Source organism: Lentilactobacillus hilgardii DSM 20176 = ATCC 8290 (assembly GCF_000159315.1).
In the GTDB taxonomy this organism is placed as follows: Bacteria; Bacillota; Bacilli; order Lactobacillales; family Lactobacillaceae; genus Lentilactobacillus; species Lentilactobacillus hilgardii.
The window spans coordinates 1-22,805 of record NZ_GG669999.1; the positions used below are offsets into that span (position 1 = coordinate 1).

At 39.7% G+C, this 22,805-nt stretch carries 19 protein-coding genes and 18 tRNA genes; 31 read left to right on the forward strand and 6 right to left on the reverse strand.

Translation table 11 applies throughout. The features are described 5' to 3' along the window. Nucleotides 1–62 precede the first annotated feature (62 nt). The 19 genes from HMPREF0519_RS11860 to HMPREF0519_RS11950 all read left to right on the forward strand — a co-directional run bounded on the left by HMPREF0519_RS11860 (nt 63) and on the right by HMPREF0519_RS11950 (nt 4,185). Nucleotides 63–135, forward strand: a tRNA-Lys gene (locus HMPREF0519_RS11860). A 38-nt stretch (nt 136–173) separates the two neighbouring features. Continuing rightward, a tRNA-Thr gene (locus HMPREF0519_RS11865) sits at nt 174–246 on the forward strand. A 4-nt stretch (nt 247–250) separates the two neighbouring features. Further along, nucleotides 251–322, forward strand: a tRNA-Gly gene (locus HMPREF0519_RS11870). Nucleotides 323–328: 6 nt separating this feature from the next. Continuing rightward, a tRNA-Leu gene (locus HMPREF0519_RS11875) sits at nt 329–414 on the forward strand. Between the two features lie 6 nt (nt 415–420). Then, nucleotides 421–494 (forward strand) — tRNA-Arg (locus tag HMPREF0519_RS11880). A gap of 9 nt (nt 495–503) precedes the next feature. Further along, nucleotides 504–577, forward strand: a tRNA-Pro gene (locus HMPREF0519_RS11885). A 32-nt stretch (nt 578–609) separates the two neighbouring features. After that, a tRNA-Met gene (locus HMPREF0519_RS11890) sits at nt 610–683 on the forward strand. Nucleotides 684–704: 21 nt separating this feature from the next. Next, nucleotides 705–778, forward strand: a tRNA-Ile gene (locus tag HMPREF0519_RS11895). Between the two features lie 38 nt (nt 779–816). Further along, nucleotides 817–904 (forward strand) — tRNA-Ser (locus HMPREF0519_RS11900). 9 nt (nt 905–913) lie between these two features. After that, nucleotides 914–987: transfer RNA gene (locus HMPREF0519_RS11905), tRNA-Met, on the forward strand. A 4-nt stretch (nt 988–991) separates the two neighbouring features. Beyond that, a tRNA-Asp gene (locus HMPREF0519_RS11910) sits at nt 992–1,065 on the forward strand. 5 nt (nt 1,066–1,070) lie between these two features. After that, nucleotides 1,071–1,143 (forward strand) — tRNA-Phe (locus HMPREF0519_RS11915). 18 nt (nt 1,144–1,161) lie between these two features. After that, a tRNA-Gly gene (locus HMPREF0519_RS11920) sits at nt 1,162–1,232 on the forward strand. 17 nt (nt 1,233–1,249) lie between these two features. Next, nucleotides 1,250–1,323 (forward strand) — tRNA-Ile (locus tag HMPREF0519_RS11925). Between the two features lie 4 nt (nt 1,324–1,327). Then, nucleotides 1,328–1,415, forward strand: a tRNA-Ser gene (locus HMPREF0519_RS11930). 6 nt (nt 1,416–1,421) lie between these two features. Beyond that, nucleotides 1,422–1,493 (forward strand) — tRNA-Glu (locus tag HMPREF0519_RS11935). 30 nt (nt 1,494–1,523) lie between these two features. Then, nucleotides 1,524–1,597 (forward strand) — tRNA-Met (locus HMPREF0519_RS11940). Nucleotides 1,598–1,601: 4 nt separating this feature from the next. After that, nucleotides 1,602–1,675, forward strand: a tRNA-Asp gene (locus tag HMPREF0519_RS11945). A gap of 332 nt (nt 1,676–2,007) precedes the next feature. After that, nucleotides 2,008–4,185 carry a copper-translocating P-type ATPase gene (locus HMPREF0519_RS11950; RefSeq protein WP_003636567.1) on the forward strand — a complete coding sequence of 726 codons (2,178 nt, stop codon included), beginning with the start codon at nt 2,008–2,010 and terminating at the stop codon, nt 4,183–4,185. Nucleotides 4,186–4,270: 85 nt separating this feature from the next. Here the strand turns inward: HMPREF0519_RS11950 and HMPREF0519_RS11955 are convergent, their stop codons facing one another. Beyond that, nucleotides 4,271–4,801, reverse strand: a complete 531-nt coding sequence (locus tag HMPREF0519_RS11955; RefSeq protein ID WP_003636569.1) for a hypothetical protein — start codon at nt 4,799–4,801, stop codon at nt 4,271–4,273. 85 nt (nt 4,802–4,886) lie between these two features. Here HMPREF0519_RS11955 and HMPREF0519_RS11960 point away from each other — a divergent pair, with 85 nt between their 5' ends. The 3 genes from HMPREF0519_RS11960 (at nt 4,887) to HMPREF0519_RS11970 (ending at nt 6,929) form a co-directional block, all read left to right on the forward strand. Next, nucleotides 4,887–5,627, forward strand: coding sequence for an MBL fold metallo-hydrolase (locus HMPREF0519_RS11960; RefSeq protein ID WP_040472832.1), 741 nt, complete (start codon nt 4,887–4,889; stop codon nt 5,625–5,627). A gap of 118 nt (nt 5,628–5,745) precedes the next feature. Next, a complete protein-coding gene (spx, locus tag HMPREF0519_RS11965; protein ID WP_003561578.1) occupies nt 5,746–6,144 on the forward strand; it encodes a transcriptional regulator Spx in 399 nt (132 codons plus the stop codon). 116 nt (nt 6,145–6,260) lie between these two features. Beyond that, entirely contained in the window at nt 6,261–6,929 is a 669-nt protein-coding gene (locus HMPREF0519_RS11970) for an adaptor protein MecA (protein WP_003561577.1), read from the forward strand. Between the two features lie 129 nt (nt 6,930–7,058). On the opposite strand, the gene HMPREF0519_RS11975 is transcribed toward HMPREF0519_RS11970, so the two are convergent. The 3 genes from HMPREF0519_RS11975 to HMPREF0519_RS11985 are packed head-to-tail and all read right to left on the reverse strand — an operon-like array spanning nt 7,059 to nt 10,688. Continuing rightward, nucleotides 7,059–8,072: a glycosyltransferase family 2 protein gene (locus HMPREF0519_RS11975; RefSeq protein WP_003636573.1), complete on the reverse strand. Its 1,014-nt coding sequence runs from the start codon at nt 8,070–8,072 to the stop codon at nt 7,059–7,061. Nucleotides 8,073–8,089: 17 nt separating this feature from the next. Further along, complete coding sequence (locus HMPREF0519_RS11980) at nt 8,090–10,351, reverse strand: ArnT family glycosyltransferase (RefSeq protein WP_003636575.1); 2,262 nt, start codon at nt 10,349–10,351, stop codon at nt 8,090–8,092. Further along, nucleotides 10,338–10,688 (reverse strand): GtrA family protein, encoded by a 351-nt coding sequence (locus tag HMPREF0519_RS11985; protein WP_404803321.1) that lies wholly within the window; start codon nt 10,686–10,688, stop codon nt 10,338–10,340. The genes HMPREF0519_RS11980 and HMPREF0519_RS11985 overlap by 14 nt, the downstream gene beginning before the upstream one ends. Before the next feature lie 222 nt (nt 10,689–10,910). Here HMPREF0519_RS11985 and HMPREF0519_RS11990 point away from each other — a divergent pair, with 222 nt between their 5' ends. Further along, entirely contained in the window at nt 10,911–11,603 is a 693-nt protein-coding gene (locus HMPREF0519_RS11990) for a response regulator transcription factor (protein WP_003636580.1), read from the forward strand. Beyond that, nucleotides 11,600–12,913, forward strand: coding sequence for a sensor histidine kinase (locus HMPREF0519_RS11995; protein ID WP_003636583.1), 1,314 nt, complete (start codon nt 11,600–11,602; stop codon nt 12,911–12,913). The genes HMPREF0519_RS11990 and HMPREF0519_RS11995 overlap by 4 nt, the downstream gene beginning before the upstream one ends. 127 nt (nt 12,914–13,040) lie before the next feature. Here HMPREF0519_RS11995 and HMPREF0519_RS12000 read toward each other — a convergent pair whose 3' ends face one another. Further along, nucleotides 13,041–14,567, reverse strand: coding sequence for a gamma-glutamylcysteine synthetase (locus tag HMPREF0519_RS12000; RefSeq protein ID WP_003636585.1), 1,527 nt, complete (start codon nt 14,565–14,567; stop codon nt 13,041–13,043). A 157-nt stretch (nt 14,568–14,724) separates the two neighbouring features. Between HMPREF0519_RS12000 and HMPREF0519_RS12005 the strand changes: the two genes are divergently transcribed. Both HMPREF0519_RS12005 and pepF read left to right on the forward strand, forming a co-directional pair. Then, nucleotides 14,725–15,873: a competence protein CoiA gene (locus tag HMPREF0519_RS12005; RefSeq protein ID WP_040472833.1), complete on the forward strand. Its 1,149-nt coding sequence runs from the start codon at nt 14,725–14,727 to the stop codon at nt 15,871–15,873. Nucleotides 15,874–15,913: 40 nt separating this feature from the next. Next, nucleotides 15,914–17,719 carry an oligoendopeptidase F gene (gene pepF, locus HMPREF0519_RS12010; RefSeq protein WP_040472834.1) on the forward strand — a complete coding sequence of 602 codons (1,806 nt, stop codon included), beginning with the start codon at nt 15,914–15,916 and terminating at the stop codon, nt 17,717–17,719. 203 nt (nt 17,720–17,922) lie between these two features. Here pepF and HMPREF0519_RS12015 read toward each other — a convergent pair whose 3' ends face one another. Beyond that, entirely contained in the window at nt 17,923–18,549 is a 627-nt protein-coding gene (locus HMPREF0519_RS12015; RefSeq protein ID WP_003636591.1) for a DsbA family protein, read from the reverse strand. A gap of 434 nt (nt 18,550–18,983) precedes the next feature. Here HMPREF0519_RS12015 and yjbM point away from each other — a divergent pair, with 434 nt between their 5' ends. Genes yjbM through HMPREF0519_RS12040 form a run of 5 tightly spaced genes read left to right on the forward strand, consistent with a single transcriptional unit; the run spans nt 18,984 to nt 22,700 of the window. After that, on the forward strand, nt 18,984–19,634 hold the full coding sequence (yjbM, locus tag HMPREF0519_RS12020; RefSeq protein ID WP_003561561.1) for a GTP diphosphokinase: 651 nt from the start codon (nt 18,984–18,986) through the stop codon (nt 19,632–19,634). Next, a complete protein-coding gene (locus tag HMPREF0519_RS12025; RefSeq protein ID WP_003555106.1) occupies nt 19,615–20,427 on the forward strand; it encodes an NAD kinase in 813 nt (270 codons plus the stop codon). The genes yjbM and HMPREF0519_RS12025 overlap by 20 nt, the downstream gene beginning before the upstream one ends. After that, nucleotides 20,420–21,313, forward strand: coding sequence for an RluA family pseudouridine synthase (locus tag HMPREF0519_RS12030; RefSeq protein WP_003561556.1), 894 nt, complete (start codon nt 20,420–20,422; stop codon nt 21,311–21,313). Before HMPREF0519_RS12025 ends, HMPREF0519_RS12030 begins: the two co-directional genes overlap by 8 nt. Nucleotides 21,314–21,325: 12 nt before the next feature. Further along, nucleotides 21,326–22,195 carry a methyltransferase domain-containing protein gene (locus HMPREF0519_RS12035; RefSeq protein WP_003636594.1) on the forward strand — a complete coding sequence of 290 codons (870 nt, stop codon included), beginning with the start codon at nt 21,326–21,328 and terminating at the stop codon, nt 22,193–22,195. Continuing rightward, complete coding sequence (locus tag HMPREF0519_RS12040) at nt 22,188–22,700, forward strand: tRNA (cytidine(34)-2'-O)-methyltransferase (protein ID WP_035444930.1); 513 nt, start codon at nt 22,188–22,190, stop codon at nt 22,698–22,700. Before HMPREF0519_RS12035 ends, HMPREF0519_RS12040 begins: the two co-directional genes overlap by 8 nt. The last annotated feature ends 105 nt before the right edge of the window (nt 22,701–22,805 follow it).

The following is a 22,805-nucleotide window of genomic DNA, read 5'->3' on the forward strand; positions in this document are numbered from 1 at the left end:
CTGGGAGAGCATCTGCCTTACAAGCAGGAGGTCACAGGTTCGATCCCTGTATCCTCCATGTTGAGCCGTTAGCTCAGTTGGTAGAGCATCTGACTTTTAATCAGAGGGTCGGCAGTTCGAGACTGCCACGGCTCATTACAATTGAATATTATTTAGCGCATAATATATTGTATGCCGACTTAGCTCAGCTGGCAGAGCACCTGTCTTGTAAACAGGGGGTCGGAAGTTCGAATCTTCTAGTCGGCATTTTGCGGAAGTAGTTCAGTGGTAGAACATCACCTTGCCATGGTGGGGGTCGCGGGTTCGAATCCCGTCTTCCGCTTGTTATGCCGGGGTGGCGGAATTGGCAGACGCACAGGACTTAAAATCCTGCGGTCAGTGATGACCGTACCGGTTCGATCCCGGTCCTCGGCATATTATGCACCCATAGCGCAACTGGATAGAGTGTCTGACTACGAATCAGAAGGTTGTAGGTTCGACTCCTACTGGGTGCATTGTTTTAGCGGGAAGTAGCTCAGCTTGGTAGAGCACCTGGTTTGGGACCAGGGGGTCGCAGGTTCGAATCCTGTCTTCCCGATTGATAGGTTTGCTATCAAAAGTATCACACATCGCGGTGTAGCTCAGCTGGCTAGAGCGTCCGGTTCATACCCGGGAGGTCGAGGGTTCGATCCCCCCTGCCGCGATTTAGGGTCTTGGACCTTCTTGGACCTTTAGCTCAGTTGGTTAGAGCAGACGGCTCATAACCGTCCGGTCGTAGGTTCGAGTCCTACAAGGTCCATTTGACTCAATATTATATGTTTTTTTATAGTTACTTATGGAGGATTACCCAAGTGGCTGAAGGGGGCGGTCTTGAAAACCGCTAGGTGGGTCAAACCACGCGAGAGTTCGAATCTCTCATCCTCCTTTTAATTATCGCGGGATGGAGCAGTCTGGTAGCTCGTCGGGCTCATAACCCGAAGGTCGTTGGTTCAAATCCAGCTCCCGCAATTTTGGTTCGTTGGTCTAGTTGGTTAGGACGCCTGCCTGTCACGCAGGAGATCACGGGTTCGAGTCTCGTACGGACCGTTTTTGGCTCGGTAGCTCAGTCGGTAGAGCAATGGATTGAAGCTCCATGTGTCGGCAGTTCGATTCTGTCCCGCGCCACTATGATTAATTGAATATGCGGGTGTAGTTTAGTGGTAAAACCACAGCCTTCCAAGCTGTTGTCGCGAGTCCGATTCTCGTCACCCGCTTTTTCTTATGTTATAATGGGCCTATAGCTCAGCTGGTTAGAGCGCACGCCTGATAAGCGTGAGGTCGATGGTTCGAGTCCATTTAGGCCCATATTGGAGAAATACTCAAGTGGCTGAAGAGGCGCCCCTGCTAAGGGTGTAGGTCGCGTAAGCGGCGCGAGAGTTCGAATCTCTCTTTCTCCGTTAAATGACCCGTTGGTCAAGTGGGTAAGACACCGCCCTTTCACGGCGGTAACATGGGTTCAAATCCCGTACGGGTCATTCAATGCATAGTTTATTATTTTATATTATCGCGGGATGGAGCAGTCTGGTAGCTCGTCGGGCTCATAACCCGAAGGTCGTTGGTTCAAATCCAGCTCCCGCAATTTTGGTTCGTTGGTCTAGTTGGTTAGGACGCCTGCCTGTCACGCAGGAGATCACGAGTTCGAGTCTCGTACGGACCGTCACTTAAACGAATGTCTCCAAAGATTTGAGAGTTAACAGTGTTAATACTGTTAACTCTTTTTTGTTTGTTAAAAAAATTGAATTATATCGACCGCTAAGGGGCAATCACTCGAGCAGCATTATCGGCCAGTTACTAATTGGTGATTTATCCCTTTCATATAACAGGCAGTTTTAAACAAACTAATCATGAAGTTTACAATTGTAGTTGCATATTTCGACTACTTCGTCTACAATCGTAGATGTAAGAAAAAGAAGTTGGGTTGAAAGGAAGCATAATAGGGCCAACTCATTAATATGATGAAGCGATAGTAAAATAAGAGGGGGAAATAGAATGTCTAAACAAGAAAACAAGCATATGAAAAAAATGGTAATGAACTTGGATCAAGAAAATCATCAAGACAAGAACATGCAAATGGGTGAACATCAAGACCATCAGTCAATGTCTCACATGAAAATGACTCATCATAATATGGAGATGAACCATGACGACATGGAACATATGGATCACGAGATGTCCGGCATGAATATGGGGCATGGCATGAGTGGCCACCATATGAACATGGATATGGGAGATTTAAACCGACGTTTCTGGATATCCTTAATATTAACGATTCCGGTTATTTTGCTTTCTCCAATGGCGGGAATGGGTGGATTTGGATTTCATTTTTCATGGTCTCCGCTATTGTTAACGATCATTGGGTCTATCCTGTACTTTTATGGTGGTAAACCATTCTTTTCAGGCGCGAAAATGGAAATGAAGGGTAAACAACCGGGAATGATGTCATTGATTACTTTAGGTATAACGGTCGCTTACTTCTACAGTATCTATTCAGTAGTTGCCAACAATGTTTTTCACGTGACACCAACCGTTGATGAATTTTTCTGGGAGTTATCAACGCTAATTGATATTATGCTTTTAGGGCATATTATTGAAATGAAGTCGATTGTTAGTGCCGGTTCTGCAGTTGACGCATTGTCCAAGCTATTACCATCGACTGCCAAGGTTGTCAGAAATGGACAAGTGGTTAACGTTAATGTTGCTGACTTGAAAATTAACGATGTTGTTCAGGTGCAGGCCGGTGAGAAAATTCCTGCTGATGGCGCAATCGTAAAGGGAACAACGACAGTTAATGAATCATTAGTAACCGGAGAATCGAAACTGGTTTCAAAGTCAATTAATGATGATGTCATTGGTGGCTCCATTAATAATGATGGCACTTTTGAGTTTAAAGTTGATAAAGCACAAAATGACAGCTTCTTGAATAAAGTCATGCAGCTTGTGATGAACGCATCAAATAAAAAGTCACACGCTCAAACAATTGCTAACAAAGTTGCCGGATATTTATTTTATGCAGCATTAACAGTTGCAATTATAGCTTTTATTTCCTGGATGTTTGTGAGCGGTGCAACCATTGCGTTACCAATTGCAGTGACCGTATTAATCATTGCTTGTCCCCACGCACTTGGGGTGGCTATTCCCCTGGTAGTGTCCCGGTCAACAGCTTTAGCCGCTCAAAAGGGGCTGTTAATTCGTGATTCCTCGGCTTTGGAGCAGTCCAACAAGGTTCAATACGTTTTAATGGATAAAACCGGTACTTTAACGGAAGGAAATTTTAAACTTAACTTTTATCAGACGTTTAATTCCCATTATTCTAAAGATCAAATTTTAGCATTAGCCGGAGCACTTGAAAAAACATCCAGTCATCCATTAGCTAAGGGCGTTATGGATGAGGTTGCAGAAAAGAAACTGCAGCTTGATGAAGCGGAAGATGTTCAGCAAATTCCCGGGTTTGGTCTTACCGGAATAGTTAATGGAAAAAAGTATCAGTTGGTTTCGAGTAATTATTTTGAAAAAGAGTCAGTTGAGTATAATCAGGAAACTGTTAATAAACTGTTAGCCGATAAAAATAATTCCATCAGTTTTCTAATTGAAAACAATCAGGTTATCGGTGTGATTGGCGAAGGCGATGAAATTAAAGCCGGTTCAAAACCAATGATTGATTATCTTAAACGGCACCATATTCAACCGGTCATGCTAACAGGGGATAATGAAGCAATTGCTGCCAGCGTTGCTTCGTCACTTGGAATTGATGATTATCGCGCAAAATTGTTACCGGAAGATAAGCAAAAAATAGTGGCAGAGTATCAAAAAAAGGGGACAACCATGTTTATTGGCGACGGTGTTAACGATGCACCCAGCCTAAGTGGTGCAGATGTTGGTGTTGCCATTGGAGCTGGTACCGATGTTGCAATTGATTCGGCTGATATCGTTTTAGTTAGAAGTGATCCAAAGGATGTCGTTGATCTCTTCAAACTTGCCAAACGAACAGCGGATAAAATGAAACAGAATCTTTGGTGGGGTGCCGGATACAACATTATTGCATTACCATTGGCAGCTGGCGTCCTCGCATTTGCGGGTATTTTGTTAAGCCCGATGGTTGGTGCTATATTGATGTCGTTGAGTACCGTGGTTGTCTCGGTAAATGCCTTGACACTTCGCATTGGATAGGTTGTTAATTAAAAAGCACCAAATTATCTGAAAGAAATTAACCTTTCAAAATAATCTGGTGCTTTTTCGTAGTTAATATATAGTGCTAATGAATTTCCTTTTTTTCAACGGGGGTATAATAAGCCTCATGTGAATAAAAGCTGGGAGAATCTCGGTATTCTTTTGGAATAAATTCATGAGTACTGTTTTTCCAAAGCTCGAAGTCACGATAAGACTGCCAGGTTCCTAGAATGACACGTTGGCTAATATCCTTATGATAGTTCAAGGAATAAATTGAATGCATGCCCTGTGGAAGTCCATTGCTGATTAAACGATTAATTCTGGCATCAAAGACTTTTTGCTGATCGAAGTTTAGATCCAACGCGGAAAAACTAATGAAACTGTTCCAATTGTCTGTGCCACCGTGACCTAAAACATCGTAAAGAACTGGTGAATGAAAAATTGAATTTTCTCCTGAATAATCCAGCATCATTTGTTTACCGGTTTGATTCAAAGCTTTGTAAGTAACAAGTTCACGATCCGGATGTTCTTCTTTAATCTGTTTCATTATCCTATTATCACCAAAGGTAATTGCAATCTGCTTTTTCACAATACCCACCTCCTGTTTCAAATTCATTATACTTTTTTTGAGATGCTTATCCAAACATTTACTTTTAACCGATGCTAACCTATACTGAATTCAAAAAGTGGGAGGTATTTTCTTGAAATTAACAGTCTTGGGATTCTTAGGTGGCTATCCAGCCAATGGTAATGGGACTAGCAGTTATTTGCTGGAATCTGGTAATTTTCATTTCTTAATTGATTGTGGTAGCGCAGCACTTTTAAGCCTTGAAGAAATCCTTGATCCATTAAAACTGGATGCTTTGATTCTAACGCATTATCATCATGATCATACAGCTGATGTTGGTGTTTTACAGTATTACTGGCAGCTCCATGAAAAACGATATGATCAAAAGTGCTTACCAATCTATGGTCACACATTAGATAAAATTAATTTTGATGGTTTAAGTTGGCCTGACTCAACTAAAGGAGTCGCTTATGACCCGGAAAAACAACTTAATGTTGGTCCGTTTTCCATTACATTTTTCAAAATGCACCATCCGGTTCCGGCTTTTGGCTTAAGAATAACAGAGAAAGCAACCGGTAAAGTCTTGGTTTTTACAGCTGATACAGCCTATTTTCCGGAAATAGCATATTTTGCGAGAAATGCTGATTTATTAATGACCGATACCAATTTCTACGCTGATAAAACCGGAACAAAATGGCATATGACATCTACTGAGTCTGGTCAGCTTGCAAAGGATGCCGAAGCTAAACGCCTTTTGTTAACTCATTTACCGGCATATGGGGATCCAAACCAATTAAAGCAGGAAGCTGAAACTACAGCCGGAAGTGACATTCCAATCGATGTTGCCAGTCGGCACTTAACGATTCAGATATAAAAATTTAATTTGTGATGAAAATTTAGTGTTTGTTAGACTATTCTGTGAAACTTATGATTTTTATAACTTTATCCTTTATAATCAAGATATAGAAAAGATTATTAGGAGATGAGTTATAATGACAGTAAAATTTTTAATGACACCAAGCTGTACATCTTGTCGTAAAGCAAAGAAATGGTTGACTGAAAATAATGTGGAATTTAAAGAAAGAAATATCTTTGCGAACCCACTCACTAAAAACGAATTAAAACAGATTTTAATGCTTTCCGAAACTGGTACTGAAGGGTTGATTTCAACCCGGTCTTACGTTTATGATCAATTTAAGGATAAAATCAATGCACTGACGATTGGTGAATTGCTAGAGCTTCTTGAAACACATCCGGAAATGATTCGACGGCCAATTATGATTGATGAGAAACGTCTTCAAATTGGCTTTAATGATGATGAAATTCGACGGTTCTTGCCGCGCGACATTCGTAAAAGTGATCTTGAGCGAATGATTAAAAATGCCCAGTAAGTAAAAGGAATGATTTACTTGTCACTCACCATTTTTAGCCGTATCATTTACTTGGACAATAATTGTGTTACAATGATATAATAATTACCCTCAGAGATTGAAAGGGGTGGCTAACTATGGAAATGGAACGGATCAACGAGAATACAATTCGAGTTTTGATCGGAAATGATGACCTTGATAAACGTGGGATTACCGTTTTAGATTTACTCGGAAATCATAAACAAATTGAAAGTTTCTTTTATAGCATTCTCGAGGAAGTCGACAAGGATCATCAATTTCAAAATAATGATGCCGTCACTTTCCAAGTTCTTCCAAATCAGAATGGTCTTGAACTCTTTATTAGTAAGGATGTTGACATGTCTGATGAAGATGAACCGCTGCTTGGTTCCAGCGATGGGCACGAAAAGCACGACCAAGTTTCAAAATATATTGATGAACATGGCGTGGACAACAAGCCTCAGAGTGACAAGAAGACCAATGATGAATTTGGCCATCAAAAGAGAACTGTTATTCTTGAATTTGATGATTTGAATGATTTTATTGAACTTTCAAAGGCATTGCGTTTGGAAAATGGGACTTCGGATTTGTATTTATATGAAGGTAAGTACTTTCTAAAGCTTCAGTTGTTCAGTAATGATCCTGTTGATATGATTGTCAGTGACGAGGTTGCAATTGCCAATGAGTATGGCAAGAAAACGACGGTTACTGAGGACGTTTTAAATGAATATGGTCAACAAATTATGGAAAATAGTGCGCTTGAACTAAGCAGATACTACTTTAAATAATATTGAACGATAATGAGTTTTAACCAAAAGCTGTCACCCACAAATGTCATTTAACACTTGTGGGTGACAGCTTTTGTTATTTTAGAAACGATTCATACATCAATACGAGATCTTTACTTCAGTAAATTTTTATTCAAATACTTGGTTTTTACTTGGCCTGGCATAGTACATGGTCGTTTTATGACCATGTTTTGAAGCATCATGAACTTCCTGTGTTGCCGATTGAAACCCGCTTGTTTTAGCAACGATATAAAGTGGACGCTTTCTGGAAGCTTCAAAGATACGATACAGATATGATCCAACCAGTCCTAAAGACAGGAAGACAAGCCCAACTAACAAGAAAAGAGAAAAGACGGCAAATTGGAGCGTTTTAAATCCGGTGAAAAGTGTGATAATCAAGTAACCGATACTGAAAATGATTGAAAGAGTTCCCAGCCAATTTGCGAGTTGTAATGGAAAGGCTGAAAACGAGGTGACACCGTCCATCGCAAGTCGGATCATTTTAGAGAGTGGATATTTGGATTCACCGGCAATCCTTTCCTGGCGTTCATATTCGACTGAAGCCTGATTGAATCCAACCCAACTGACCATTCCTCTCACGTAAGGATCCGTTTCGTTCATCTTTGAAAGCTCATGGACTACTTTACGATCCATCAATCGAAAGTCGCCTGTATCTAGAGGAATATTTATACTGGTGATCTTTCTAAGTGTGCGATAAAAGATTGCGGCTGTTATTTTTTTGAAAAAGGTTTCGCCATCTCGGGAAACACGTTTACCGTAAACAACCTCAGCACCTTCCTTCCATTTTTTGATCATTTCAACAATTACCGAGGGTGGATCCTGCAAATCGGCGTCCATGACAACGACTGCATCACCACTGGTATATCTGATGCCAGCTGTGATTGCCAACTGATGCCCAAAATTTCTTGAAAATTGCACAACTTTTATATTACGATGTAAATTTTGTGCTTCATTGATGAGTGCGACACTTTTATCTTTTGATCCATCGTCAACGAAAATTAATTCAAATTTCTGAGGTTGATTACTGATAAAGGCTTCTAAAGTATCAATTGTTCTTTCAATCACTTGTTCTTCATTAAAAACCGGAAGGACAACCGAAATTAAATCTGTGCTTTTTTCCATTCAAAGACCTCCTTGCGTTATTTATAAATTGTGGACAAATCATATAGTGTTCCTGATGATCCCATACCGCCCATACCAGTTGGCATTGCGGTTTGTGATTTCTTGGTAGATTGTTTATTGCCGGTCTTAGCAGCGGACTTGGATGAGGTTGACTGTTTTATCTTGCTAGGAACGCCTTTGCCTGGCATGTTTTTGCCATTTCCCATACCTTTTGGTACATTTGGTGTTGTGGCTGATTTTTTCGAGTATTCTGGCTTATTAGTCGATCCTTTGGATGTTGAAGTACCAAAACCGCCAAATTGTTGCTTGCTGTTTGAGTCTTGATACAAACTACTTTTGACTTTAGTAGCATGTTTTTTGATCCAATTAATAATCTTGGTATTTCCGGAACGGCCGGAGTAATAGAAATACTTTAGATCACCATTTTTAACGAGTTTTTTAAATTGGGGAAGTGTAATTGCCGGATCGGTTCCATTGAAACCACCCATTGCCATAACCGCTTTTCCGGTTTTAATAATATATGGAGCAGCGGTAGTTGAATCACTGGTTGCAAAAAGATATTTTGCGTTTCCTTGATGTTTTTCCAAGTAATTCAATAGTTTTGTATTCACCTTGGAACTGCTCATACCACCACCAGGTCCTGAGCTGCTGGTGGACAGAAGGGACGGTCCAGCGGTGGGAATCATAGCCGATTCTGCTGAAAGAGTCGGTGTAAGTGACCACCATCCGGGAGCGATAAGAATAGTGATTGTCGCCACAACCATGCTGATCTTACTTGCGTTATTCTTAGGAAAAATGAATAAAAGAAGTGATGCAATGATCGTGATTCCCAAGATTAACCATGTCAGCCATGGATAATAACTGTAAACATACCCAGCCTGTAGTGCCGCTGTGGCTAAAATGGCAATCGGGAAGAGATAGAATTTCCAGCTTGTTCTGGTATTATCTTTAAATAATCTGGTTAATGAAACGGTACCGATTCCGAAAAGCGCTGCAATTGGTGGTGCCAGCATAATTGTATAATAAGGATGAAAGAAACTGGCGACCGAGAAGAAACCATATACGGGGACCAACCATCCTGTCCAAAGTACCAATTGCTTTTGCTCATGGGAAAGAGAATACCATCGCTTTTTTCGATCATGGTAATAGGTGAAACTGCCAATTAAACCAGTAATGGCAAATGGAAGCAACCAGCTAATTTGTGGTCCTAATGATGACTGGAACAATCTGAATGGTCCAATTGTACCGATATCAAAGGCACCACCGGCACCCATATTTTGCCGTCCTTTTTGACCGCCAGGAGTGCCTGTTGGCATTGTTGCCTTACCATTTCCCCCCTTTTTTATGGCATTCTTGGTACCAGTTGGTATTTTACCATTGCTGGGCATGCCCGTACTCTTTGACTGACTCTTAGAAGTCATACCGGCTCCAAAGGTTCCGCCGGTTCCCGTTGTTTGTCCAAGCAGACGCTCGGTGCCATTGTATCCAAATGCCAATTCTAGTTCCGAATTGGTTTCAGAACCGCCAACATAAGGACGCTGACTTGCCGGGGTCAAATCGACCGAGACGGGATAGGCGAGGGTGAAAACAGCTAGTCCTACCGTTGCCAAAATGAGTTTTTTAACCTTTTGTTTCCAGTTTTCATTAGCTGCCAACCAGTAGAATAAGTACATGGCTGGTAAAATCATAAAAGCCTGTAACATTTTAACGTTAAAAGCAATACCAATTAGAGAAAAGCTGACAATAGGTGCCCAGACTTTTTTCTGCACAATCGCCTTTTCAAGGAACCAAAGCGCTAGGAGTAAGAAAAAGACTAAAGTGGCATCCATATTATTTGTTCGTGAATCAGCTACCACGATTGGCGTGATCGTCATTGCTAAAGCAGCAAGTCGGCCAGCATTTTTGCCGAAATATGGTGCAACCAATCGGTGCATCAAATAGATGGAACCAACTCCAAATAGGACAGATGGCAGTACGATACTCCAACCATGCAACCCAAATATTTTTGCACTAATAGCCATAAACCAAAGGGCCACAGGTGGCTTATCAACCGTAATGTACCCGGCCGGATCAAAACTACCGTACCAAAAGTTGCTGAAGCTTTCGGTCATGCTTTTGATCGCGGCAGTATAAAATGCGTTGGCAGAACCTGCTTTCCATATTTGCCAACCGTATAAAAACAATGCCAGCAGTAGAATAACTGTTAATATCCAATCAAATCGAAATTTCTTTCTTGATTGACTTTGGATATTGCGTGACGAATAATTATTGATTTCCAAAGTGTTGAGCCTCCCTCATTGATGAATTTTTGAATACCCAAAATTTTGATAGTAGGAAATTAGTGGGTACAGTGATCACAAGACTAAAAATCGGAATTAGATGGTCATTGACCCCTGTGAAATGACTTAAAATATCGGCAATTGCTGTACTGAGAAGCCAAGTAGATAGATAAGTGGCATAATACTTAATTACAACCGACTTGAAATAAGCGTGCGTTTTGAATACCCAATGATTATTTAATGTCAAGCTGATCAATGATGTACCCCCATAACCGATCGCCATTGCAATTGTTGCATTTGTAGGGGATAGCAACAATAAATAAATAGCGTAGGTCAAAAACGTATTTGCGAATCCGATGACTCCAAACTTTAATAATTGCTTGAATCCAGAAATGGTTGGTCCCTCCTTCTCTTAGAATGAAAACTATTTTATCCAAATAACCATAAATTAAGCTTAAAAATTTTCGTTTCAATTAATTTCAAATTGAACAGTTGACGAATGAGAAGAAAACGGATAGTTTATGAGAAGGTTATAATTGGTGAAAAGGAGAAAATGTAAATGAAAGAACTGCATATCTTAATAATTGAAGATGATGAATCATTAGCCCAAAGCTTACAATTGTTTCTTGGAGAAATTGCCCAAACCACCGTTTCCCATGATGGTTTTGAAGGACAGATGCTGGGTGAAGAGGGCATTTATGACTTAGTAGTTCTGGATTTGATGCTTCCCCAGGTCAATGGCTACGATATCTTGAAACATTGGCGAACAGAGTCTCATTTATCGATGCCGGTGTTGATTTTAACCGCAAAAGATACGCTTGATGATAAAGTACACGGCTTTGAACTTGGAGCCGACGATTATCTAACAAAGCCGTTTCACCGTGAGGAACTATTAATGCGAGTGAAAGCATTACTTAAACGTAGTGGTCACTTGGGAAACGATAATCAAATGGTTGTTGAACCATTTACGGTTGACTTAAGTAATCGAACAGTGACTGTTAGGGATCAGCAGTTAGAACTAAATGGTAAGGAATTCGATTTATTAGTCTATTTTCTACAGAACCCCGATACGATTATCACGAAAGAACAGATTTTTGATCGTTTATGGGGATTCGAATCTGAGACGGCCATCTCGGTTGTTGAAGTATATATGAGTAATTTGCGAAAAAAAATAAAAACGGCAACTGACTTAAAACCGATTAAGACGCTGAGAAATGTGGGGTACATGTTCGAAACGAAGGAACTTGATTGATTAAAGGGGATCCACAAAAGAAACAGCAACTATCATTGTTTGCTAAGGAATTAATTGGATTTGCGCTTTTATTTGCAATTCTAGGATTAGTTGTCAATTTCTTTTTTCAACAATCAATTTATGAAAATATCGATCGTGGTTTGAATTGGCAAAGAATAGGAATACTGACCAATCGACGGCAGCCGACATTCAGAACGGGTCAGTCAAATCCATCACAAGGGCAGGTCCTGCCTGCTAGGAATACGCCCTTTAGGACCAATGTGTTGGTCTTTAACAGTAAGGGAAAAATAATGAACAATCAGATGTTGGGCAATCGACTTTATAATGTTTTTGTTAATACGCGCCTTGATGTTTCAAAAGTTAATAAAATTCGGGAAATGACATTAATGTCATCCGACAACTCATGGCATTATTTTCGAACACTGCTTATTAAAGTACCGAAAACTAATAAAAGCCCTATGTATGCCGGACGATATGTGTTGATACTGGAAAATATTGATTCGGATTTACTTGCGATTCGTGGCTTTCGACAATCCTTATTAATAACATTACTGGTATTTTGGTTCTTAGCGATTGCAGTGGCTTACTTTTTGTCGAAATCCAGCATGAAGCCGATCCTGGAGTCATGGAATCGCCAAAAACAGTTTAGTGCGAATGCAGCTCATGAATTGCGAACGCCGCTGACAGTCATCCAAAACCAAATGGAATATATGCTGACCAAGCCCAAAGCAACAATCATCGATCAGGCAGAACCAATTTCAACAACACTTGATGAGGTGAGACATTTGCAGACACTGACAAATCGACTCTTAATGCTTGCCCGTTCAGATGCCGATATTATTCAAATTAATCGTCAAAATGTTTCATTGCAATCTTGGTTTGATCAGGTCATTAAACCCTATATTGATATTGCAAATAGCCAGACAAAAGCGATGGAAACTTATATTCGTGTTTCAGGTGAAGGAAAGATTGATGAAGATTTAATTCGCCAGCTCATAATTATCTTATTGGATAATGCGATTAAGTATACGCCTGAGGATGGCACGGTCACTTTCACCGCTGAGAAAATTCGTGATGGTCGGCTTAAAATCGAGGTTAAAGACACCGGACCAGGCATTTCAGACAATGATAAAAAACACGTTTTCGAGAGATTTTATCGCTCTGATAAATCCCGTAATGCTAAGACGGGTGGAAATGGGTTGGGATTGGCGATTGCAAAATGGATAGTCGATGAACATAAGGGCACCATTTCAGTCAAAGATAATCATCCAAACGGTACTATTTTTATGGTTGTTGTCCCAATTAAATAAAATAAATGTCATCTGCAATAAGATTGTTGAGTCATTTAAAAACAAAAAGCATCTGAGGCAAATTAAGTTTTGCTGTCTCAGATGCTTTTAGTCTTAACATAAGTCAGTTTTTTAGGTTGAAGTGAAACTACCAATTCTTTTTGGCAGCCTTCTCAATAGTTGGGAATAATTCGTATAGGTATTGCAGTGGGCGGTCGTTTACTTTGTTTGAATAAACAACCTGCGTAATATTATCATATGTCAGCATTAGCAATTCTTCACCATGCTCGTCGCGAACGACATAGTAGCGAATTCCAAGCGCAATTGCATGAAAAATCAATCTTTGGGCATTGGGTGTTAAATGGGACATAGCCGGCAATAGGTACTGTGAATTGACTCGCTTGTTTTTCCATTTCTTGGCAGTTTGGATGCCAAAGGCTTTCAAACTATTGTTGTTGATCTTCGGTAATAACATTGCTGATGCCGTTAATTCAGGATGGCTCATGACTTCACTGAAATCATCCAGGGCTTGAAGTTGTTCCGAATGTGCATGAAGTTGCTTCGCCATTTCAATAAGGTTTCTAAAAATTTTTAAGCCCTCAGCTTCTTTAAAGGTTGGCTGGTCAGGAGATTCCAAAGCCACACGGTTATTATCATCAAATGACTGTTTTAATTTATCGTGGATACGCGTTTCATCGACAGGCTGAACCAAGAGGTACATTAAGAAAAATTTCAAAAAATACAAGGCATGGCGACTAATCCCGTTTGGCGTAAATGGTGTGTTGTCCATGACTCTGAATTCCAAATAGGAAATACCTTTGGTGCGATAGTCTTTTAGTGCGCCTTGTCCGCGTAAACGAACCGGACCGTAGAATTCTGCCGGGGAAAACAAACGGTGCTGGTCAATTGCATTTGAGATACGGTCAATATAGTTTCCTAAACTGGAGTAAAGTGTCACATTAACCTGATCCTCAGGTTTATTGACGTAACCATAAATGCTGTTTCGAATACTCCTTACCGGATGAGTGAGTGGTGCCGGCGTTTCACCTGAGAAAAAGCCCTTTTCAGCGATGGGACTGGCACCGAATAAGTAAGTTAACAGCCAACGATGAAGCACAAAATTTTGAGCGATTTGGAAGTAAAGGGCATTTTTAAATTCTACCAAAGATTTAAACTGACCCTCATAGTGTGTATATAAACGGTTAACGACCGGTTCAGGAATACTAAAATTGACGTGTAATCCAGTGACAATTTTCAACGGTACCTTGTATTTCTTGGTTAAATAATCACGGTATTCTTGAAAGGGAGGTCGAGCAAAGTGATTTTCAACAAAATGGATATCATCGTCTGAAAGTGCGGGCGGCATGCTTAACGGCCAGATATATTCGTCATCTTTCATTGAATGATAGAGAACGGTTTGAATGGTATCAAGCTGATCTAAAACGCCACCGATATTCGGGTTGGGATCTGTAATTAATTCGTTCATTGACTCGGAAAAATCTGATTGAAGATAGGGATGGTACTTTCGCGATCCCAGGTTTTCAGGATAGGGATGCTGACTTAACTGGCCATCCCCCTCAATTCGATGTTCTTCGATTTCAATACCAATTAAGCTGTGATAGAGCTGTTCTGCAACGTCTTCCTGTTTGATGTATGCTAATAGATTTTCAAGCATTGGTAGTCTCCTGATGGATAGATTTACAAATAATTATAAACAATTTTGACATGATTGATAGCATATTATCTCTATTTTGCAAAATCTTTGTTGAAAATAAAAGAATGTGTCATATAACGGTGTAATTAATAGTAAATACATAAAAAGGAGAAAAGACATGTTGGTTGCCCAATTCAATGGCCAGTTGATTCAAGCAAATGAAATTAGGCTTGAAAGAAAGGATAAACATGAAAAAAGACGTTATGTTTGGCCCCAATGTCAAGAACCGGTTATGTTCAAGCATGGTCATTCAAGAATCGCTCACTTCAGTCATTTTTCAGTCAGCAAGTGCCCATTTAACGAAAATGAAAGTCAGGTCCATTTAGAAGGGAAAATTAGGTTTAAGAAAGAATTTTTATCAATGGGGCATGAGGCAGTACTAGAGCATTCATTTACTCAGATCGGACAAAGAGCCGATGTCTATATTCCAGATTCTCAAACCGTAGTCGAATATCAATGCAGTCCAATTTCATTTTCAGAAATCAAACGGCGAACACGGGGATACCTTAGTGTTGCAAAACGTGTATTTTGGATCCTGGGAGCACGTTATAATACCGGTATTTACCATCGGGATACGGTTGCCAGATTTAGCAGATACCATCAACAGCTTGGCTTTTACTTTGTTTGTTATTCAGATAAGGATCAGTATTTTCGACTTCATTATCAATTAAAAGAGGTTGCCGGAAAAATAATTGGTGAAACCCAGAACTTTCTTAATTTGAAGACCTTGCTTCGATTTGTAAGAACCAGCCAATATTCTTCGAAAAAGTATCAGGTTGGTCAAAATGCTACCCGCCGGCTATTATTGCATCAGCTGAAAATGATTCAGCAAAGCAATTTAAACCGTAACCGGACATATCTAGAAAGTGTGACCGATTGTTACTCATTTCGTAAACTGTTTATTGGCTGCCCGATGATTTGTCATGGTAATAGGGGTAGTGGTCTGCCGATTTTTAACAAATCCGTGCTTTGTTGGCGAATCTGGGTCATTTTACGGCTATTTGATAGCAATCGGGCCTTACTGTCAGATGAATTTTTAAAGGGTATATTTAATATCAGTTATGAGCAGTTTGGTTTGGCTTTTGCGCAAATTGTCGATAACGAGCCATTTTTTAAGGCAGAATGGCGTCGACTGATTATTCAGCTACATGACCAAGGTTATATTCGTCATACTGTATCCGGTATTCAAATTTTAAAACAGCCGGTTTGGTTTTCCAACTATGATGAAAAGCGGTGGCATATTATGACGACGACACAATTCTTGTGATAATCTAGTGTTAATGACGAATAAGAAGGGATGTAATGAAATGTCAGAGACACAGAAATTACCATTACGAAAGGATGTTCCAGCTGACTTAACCTGGGATTTAACAACCATTTATCAAAGCGACGATCAATTTGAAAAAGATTTTGTAAGTGTTGAAAAGACGTTGCCAAGTCTTAAAAAATTATCAGGGACACTGACTCAGAGTGCAGCAGCCCTGTTAACGGCAACAGAAACGATGCTGACTGCTGCCAGGAAACTTGAAAAGGTTTATGTATACGCTCAGTTGAAAAACGATCAGGACACCAGTGAGGACAGTTATCAGGCCATGTACGCCAAAGCACAGGCTCTAGCAGCCCAGTTTGGGGCCGCAACCGCATGGTTTGATCCCGAACTGTTGAAACTCAATGATAAACAGATGACTTCTTACTATGAGGCACAACCCAAGTTACGGGATTATAAACGGTTATATGATCAAACCTTTGCAAAGCGCACACATATTTTGAGCAATGAGGTTGAGGAGGTTTTAGCCGGAGCCGATGATATTTTTTCATCCGGTGAAAAGACATTTGGCGTGTTGGATAACACAGACCTCTCATTTCCAACGGTTACTGATGAGAATGGTCATCAGGTTCAACTATCCCAAGGTGTGTACGGTATTTTGCTTGAGTCAACGAATCGGGACGTCAGAAGACAGGCGTTTCAAAAACTTTATGAGGTTTATAGTCAATTTCAGCACACATTGGCTGCAACACTGACAACAAATGTTAAAAATCATAATTTTAAAGCAAACGTACGTCAATATCATTCAGCATTGGAAGCAGCCTTGTCCTCAACCGAAATTCCGGTAAAGGTATATGATAATTTAATTTCCGAGGTTAACAAGCATTTGGATCTTTTACATCGATATGTTGCGCTTCGAAAACGCATTCTGGGCGTAGACGAGTTGCATATGTATGATTTATATACACCATTAATCGGGGGGAAATCGCCTAAATACACGTTTGATGAATCTAAGAAGGTGGCCTTGGATGCATTACAGGTGATGGGGCCCCAATATGTGAACCACGTTAAAGAAGAATTTAATAATCGATGGATTGACGTTGTTGAGAATCGTTATAAACGAAGTGGTGGCTATTCTTCAGGAACGTATGATACCAATCCGTTTATTCTATTAAACTGGAAGGACAATTTGGATAATTTATATACTTTGATCCATGAAACAGGTCATAGTATGCACAGCTATTATGCGTCACATAATCAGCCATACCAATATGGTGACTACTCGATTTTTGTTGCCGAAATTGCTTCAACAACCAACGAAAATATTTTGACGGATTATTTATTGGATAAATTTAAAGATGACGATAAGATGAAACGGTATATTTTGAACTATTACCTTGATGGATTTAAGGGCACTGTCTTTCGCCAGACACAATTTGCAGAATTTGAGCAGTATATTCACGAGCAGGACGCAAAGGGACAGCCGTTGACGGCCAACTTCCTTGATAACTATTACCGTCAGTTAAATCAAAAATATTACGGTGAAAGTGTTATTTCGGATAAAGAGATTGGTTTGGAGTGGTCACGAATTCCACATTTTTACTACAACTTCTATGTTTATCAATATGCAACAGGATTTGCGGCGGCTTCGACACTTGCAGACAATATTGTCAATGGTGATGCCGAACATGTTGAAAAGTATCTTAATTATTTGAAGTCCGGGAGTTCGGACACACCGATTAATGTCATGAAAAAGGCTGGTGTCGATATGACGCAGCCGGAATATTTGGAGAAGGCTTTCAGAATCTTTGAAGAGCGATTGGATGAATTCGAAAAATTGTTTTAGATGAGTCACATCACGAAAAATAATTGAAGCGAGTATACGTGAATTTATTAGTGGCACTGTTCATTTCACGTTTCACTTGTTAATAATAGTGACCACAAAAAAGGAAGCTGGGCAAAATGATTTTTGTCCCAACTTCCTTTAGTTACTAATAAAAGTCAATGATAAACTCGGAGATTTTTCGATTCTGATATCATGACTGAATTTCAGAAGAAATTTGATTGTGGATACAAGATAGTCGCACCCTGATTATTTTGATGCTGTTTAATCAATTCTTCGAAATGGTGAACAGATTTAATGCTTTGTGCACAGAATTTGAACATTGAGTTATAATCGAAGTCATTGATTAACACGCCGTTATTATCAACTGCCGAGTTAAACAACACTGCAGTTGCCGGTTCATCTACCGACATTTCATGAACCATCCGTTGATCACATTTAAACATGTTTTCCGCTAGGCTGGATCGTCGGTCTTCTTCAAACATACGACAATCCAAACCGTTATTTTCCGCCAAACCGTAAACCAATTCATCATTATAATTGCGATCATTAAGTAATAATTCTCGCTGCAAGTCCATCAAGAAATGGCGCCCTAACTTTTTACCTTGGAAGGATGCCGCTTTTGAATCAAGAACAATGTTATACGGAAGCTTGCGATCAAACTGGTCGCCTGCTTTCGCTGCCATTTGATTGAGAATCTTGATATTTAACATGGAAATGAATCGAACAGAAACCTTGGTATTTAATTTGCGGGAAATGTTATCAATCGTTTTTTCAGCGTCGTAACAATGTCGATTTAACGGATCAATGAATAAATAAATTTCGAGAACCATAATGCCCCTCCAATTTTTAATCGACAAATAAAAGTAATATACCAATTATTTACTTATATAAGAATACCAAATTTTGAACTAAAAACAATATATTTGCTCATAAAGTGCGTAAAGTAATGTTGGCAATCGGTGAAACAAAAGGCGTTCATTAGTAAAAAACGTTTTTACTTTTTACTAATAATCTTTGCGTTCGAAAGACTATTAGTACAACGAGCCAAGCTGATGGATGCACTTTATTAAAAAACACTGACGTTCATAAATGCTGATTCCGTTTTGGGGAATCCTCATTTATTATGTTAAAATATAGTCTGATTGTAAAATTTAAAAACTGAGTCATTAAAAGAGTAGATTAAATAGTCGTTAGTCGGCTTAATTCATGATATTAATGAAAGACAATCAGATCTCTACTCATCAAAAAGATTGGAAGTGATAGCTTGGTTGAGGATTGGGATAACTTTTTAATTCCATACAAACAAGCTGTTGATGAATTAAAAGTTAAATTACGGGGGATTCGGGCCCAATTTTTAAAATTGGATGGCCGAAGCCCAATTGAATTCGTAACAGGACGGGTTAAGCCTGTTGATAGCATTAAAGAAAAGATGGTTCGTCGACATATTTCCGAAGACCGACTCGAAGAAGATATGGAAGATATTGCCGGTCTCAGAATCATGTGTCAATTTGTTGAGGATATTTATCAGGTGGTTGATTTATTGAGAAAACGCACTGACATCAATATCCTTGAAGAACGGGATTATGTTCATAACAAGAAGCCCAGTGGATATCGTTCGTATCATATCATCTTCGAATATCCCGTGCAGATGTTAAATGGCGAAAAAGTGATTTTGGCTGAAATTCAAGTCCGAACGCTTGCGATGAATTTTTGGGCCACGGTAGAGCATTCCCTGAACTATAAATATAAGGGTGAATTTCCGGATGACTTGAAGGTGCGACTTGAAAGATCTGCAGAGGCTGCATTTAAGTTAGACGAAGAGATGTCTGAAATCCGAGGAGAACTTCAGGAAACTAAAGGAGATTCTTCAAGCAATGATGTGAGGAAGTCGTCAGATGAGAATAGCGATATATAGTAATTTGGGAGAAGCTTCAAATATTGTCGCAACTTCCTTAAAGAATCAAATTGAAAAGTCGTCCGATTTAGTCATTGATGGGCTTAATCCTGAAATTGTTATTTCAGTTGGCGGAGATGGCACACTTCTTTCCGCCTTTCATCACTATCAAGATATTAATAATAAAGTCCGATTCATTGGTATTCACACCGGTCACTTGGGCTTTTATACAGATTGGCGGGACTATGAAGTCAATGATTTAATTGCCAGTCTGGAAAATGATAATGGTCAAAGTGTGACTTATCCTTTACTGGATATTAAGGTCAACTATCCCGGTGGTGGTTCGGCAGATATTGGATTAGCACTAAATGAATCTACTTTAAAGCAGATTAGTGGATCGATGGTTGCGGACGTTTATATTAAGAATCAATTGTTCGAAAGTTTCCGGGGAGACGGCTTATGTGTTTCAACACCAAGTGGTTCTACTGCTTATAATAAATCTGTCGGCGGTGCGATTATCAATCCCAGACTGAATGCCATTCAAATGGCTGAAATCTCATCGATTAACAACCGGGTTTTTCGAACATTGGGATCCCCTTTAATTATTGCGCCTGATGAATGGATTAAAATTGTGCCAAAATCAACTCATCGAACTATCCTAACATGTGATCATCAAGTTATCACAACACGTAAAGTAGCATCAGTTGAGTTCCGGATTTCTCAAAAACGAATTGCTTTTGCCCAATACCGGCATACGCAATTTTGGCGACGGGTCAGCAACTCATTTATCGGTGAGGTTAATTTGGATGACTAAGTTTACCTGGGAGTATAAAGGAAGCTCACCTATTAAAGTTCGAACTTTTATTATGGGTTACGGGATTACCCGAACGTTGCTCAAAAAGATCAAGTATCATGGTGGTCAGACATTGGTCAACGGCGAACCGTCATTGGTTAACCGTAAACTGATAACCAATGATGTTGTTACCGTTGTTTTACCGCCGGAACCCGAAAACGACAACGTACCAGCTTCCGACTTACCGATTCAAATTGTGTTTGAGGATGAACATTTTCTGGTGGTCAATAAACTCTCTGGAATTGCTTCTGTACCGGCTCATAATCGAGCTAATGACTCTTTGGTTAACCGGGTAAAAGGTTACTATCAGCGTAACCATTATGCCAATCAGAAAATTCACATTGTCACGAGGCTGGATAAGGATACCAGTGGATTAGTTATTTTTGCCAAACATCACTTTGCCCATTCGGTTTTGGATAAACAGTTGAAAGATCATCAGATTAAGAAGACATATTTGGCGATTGTAGAGGGCACTTTTTCAACAACTCATTTTGAGATCTACTTACCGATTAAGCGTGCAGATGGCTCACTTGTTAAACGCCAAGTTGGGTTTCCGGGGAAAATGTCGATTACTGAAGCATGGACCAAGCAACGATTGCGGCAACACACACTTTTAAAGCTTCAAATCCATACGGGAAGAACGCATCAAATTAGAGTTCATATGACGGCGATTGGTCACCCATTGGTTGGTGACTGGCTTTATAATCCTGAAGATAAGTCGTTTCCCCGACAGGCACTTCATTGTGCAGGATTAAGGTTTTTTAATCCATTTGCCGGGCATTTTGTTGACTGCCGGGCACCGCTTCCCGATGACATGAAAACCTATTTAGCTAGTCACGAAAGGTAGGCATCGTAATTTTTGAAAAAGATTGAAAAAGCAACTGCTTTTGTGAATGAAAATCGGGACTTGTTTCGTTGCCCGGTATGCGAGCGTCCTTTTGAGCGAGTTGCCGGATTCAGCTTGGTTTGTCCAAATAATCATTCATTTGATATATCGAAAAAAGGTACGCTGTATTTCTTGACCAAGTCAGCTAACAATGAATATGATAAGCAAATGTTGGCTTCCCGTCAGCGTATTTTACAGGCCGGCCTGTTTGATGGTCTTATCCAAAAGATCAGTACATTTTTAAAGGCTGCTCCGGAAACAATATTGGATGTTGGGTGTGGAGAAGGGACACCTTTGGCGCGGTTGTTGAGAAAAAGGGCCAATGCAGATACTGCTATTGGCTTTGATATCTCAAAGGACGGTATTAACTTAGCAACCCAGCATGAAACAAGGGCGTTTTTTTGTGTTGCGGATCTCGCTCGCTTACCTTTTAACACTTCTGTTTTTTCAACAGTAATTGATTTATTTTCTCCTTCTTCGTATAGTGAGTTTAACCGGGTCATTAAACCAGGGGGACAATTGATCAAAATTATTCCGAATAGCGGTTACTTGCAAGAATTACGACAGTTGCTTTATGGAACCGATCAAGCAAACAGTTCGTATTCTAATCAAAAAGTATTAGATTTATTTACAACTCATTATCCACACAGTAGTATCTATCCATTAAGATATCAATTTCAAATTCCTGCCGGGCTACAGCGTGACATGATGATCATGACACCCCTTCATTGGGGTCGCGGGCAAAGCTCGCACAGCTCAGTACAACTTGAGACGTTGACAAAGATTACTGTGGATGTATCAATTTTAATTAATCATTTTAATGATGGAGGAAAAAATGGCTAATCATATTGTTTTATTTGAACCGTTAATGCCGGCCAATACCGGAAACATTGCCAGGACATGTGCCGGCACCGATACGATTTTAGATTTAATTGAACCTCTGGGCTTTAAGTTGGATAATAAGCATTTAAAGCGAGCAGGGCTTGACTATTGGAACAAGGTTCAAATAAATTATCATCAAAATTTACCCGAATTTTTGAAAACGGTTGAAAACCCAAAAAATCTTTTTTTAGTTTCCAAGTTTGCCAACCAAGACTATACTGATCCGGATTATTCAGATCCTAAACAGGACTATTATTTATTGTTTGGCAAGGAAACAACAGGGTTACCCGAACCCTTTATGCGAAAGAATCCGGAAAAGGCCATTCGAATTCCTCAAGACGATGATCATATTCGAGCATTGAATTTATCAAACAGTTGCGCAATTGTGATTTATGAAGTTTTAAGACAGCAAAGCTTTAATCATTTGGAGCGGACACATAAATATCCACATGATAAATTGAAATAGGAAAGTGGTTTATTTTGCATCAGCTAGGAGAAAGTTTCGTTCACACCCGATTTTTTTGCTTTATTAATGTGAAAAGGGGTGTAATGATCGTTTTCATGATGATTA

What these genes read in the sequence shown, in the direction of transcription:
- HMPREF0519_RS11950 (WP_003636567.1), top strand. Translation starts at nt 2,008, where the DNA reads ATGTCTAAACAAGAAAACAAGCATATGAAAAAAATGGTAATGAACTTG.
- HMPREF0519_RS11955 (WP_003636569.1), bottom strand. Translation starts at nt 4,801, where the DNA reads ATGAATTTGAAACAGGAGGTGGGTATTGTGAAAAAGCAGATTGCAATT.
- spx (WP_003561578.1), top strand. Translation starts at nt 5,746, where the DNA reads ATGACAGTAAAATTTTTAATGACACCAAGCTGTACATCTTGTCGTAAA.
- HMPREF0519_RS11970 (WP_003561577.1), top strand. Translation starts at nt 6,261, where the DNA reads ATGGAAATGGAACGGATCAACGAGAATACAATTCGAGTTTTGATCGGA.
- HMPREF0519_RS11975 (WP_003636573.1), bottom strand. Translation starts at nt 8,072, where the DNA reads ATGGAAAAAAGCACAGATTTAATTTCGGTTGTCCTTCCGGTTTTTAAT.
- HMPREF0519_RS11990 (WP_003636580.1), top strand. Translation starts at nt 10,911, where the DNA reads ATGAAAGAACTGCATATCTTAATAATTGAAGATGATGAATCATTAGCC.
- HMPREF0519_RS12000 (WP_003636585.1), bottom strand. Translation starts at nt 14,567, where the DNA reads ATGCTTGAAAATCTATTAGCATACATCAAACAGGAAGACGTTGCAGAA.
- HMPREF0519_RS12005 (WP_040472833.1), top strand. Translation starts at nt 14,725, where the DNA reads ATGTTGGTTGCCCAATTCAATGGCCAGTTGATTCAAGCAAATGAAATT.
- pepF (WP_040472834.1), top strand. Translation starts at nt 15,914, where the DNA reads ATGTCAGAGACACAGAAATTACCATTACGAAAGGATGTTCCAGCTGAC.
- HMPREF0519_RS12015 (WP_003636591.1), bottom strand. Translation starts at nt 18,549, where the DNA reads ATGGTTCTCGAAATTTATTTATTCATTGATCCGTTAAATCGACATTGT.
- HMPREF0519_RS12025 (WP_003555106.1), top strand. Translation starts at nt 19,615, where the DNA reads ATGAGAATAGCGATATATAGTAATTTGGGAGAAGCTTCAAATATTGTC.
- HMPREF0519_RS12030 (WP_003561556.1), top strand. Translation starts at nt 20,420, where the DNA reads ATGACTAAGTTTACCTGGGAGTATAAAGGAAGCTCACCTATTAAAGTT.
- HMPREF0519_RS12040 (WP_035444930.1), top strand. Translation starts at nt 22,188, where the DNA reads ATGGCTAATCATATTGTTTTATTTGAACCGTTAATGCCGGCCAATACC.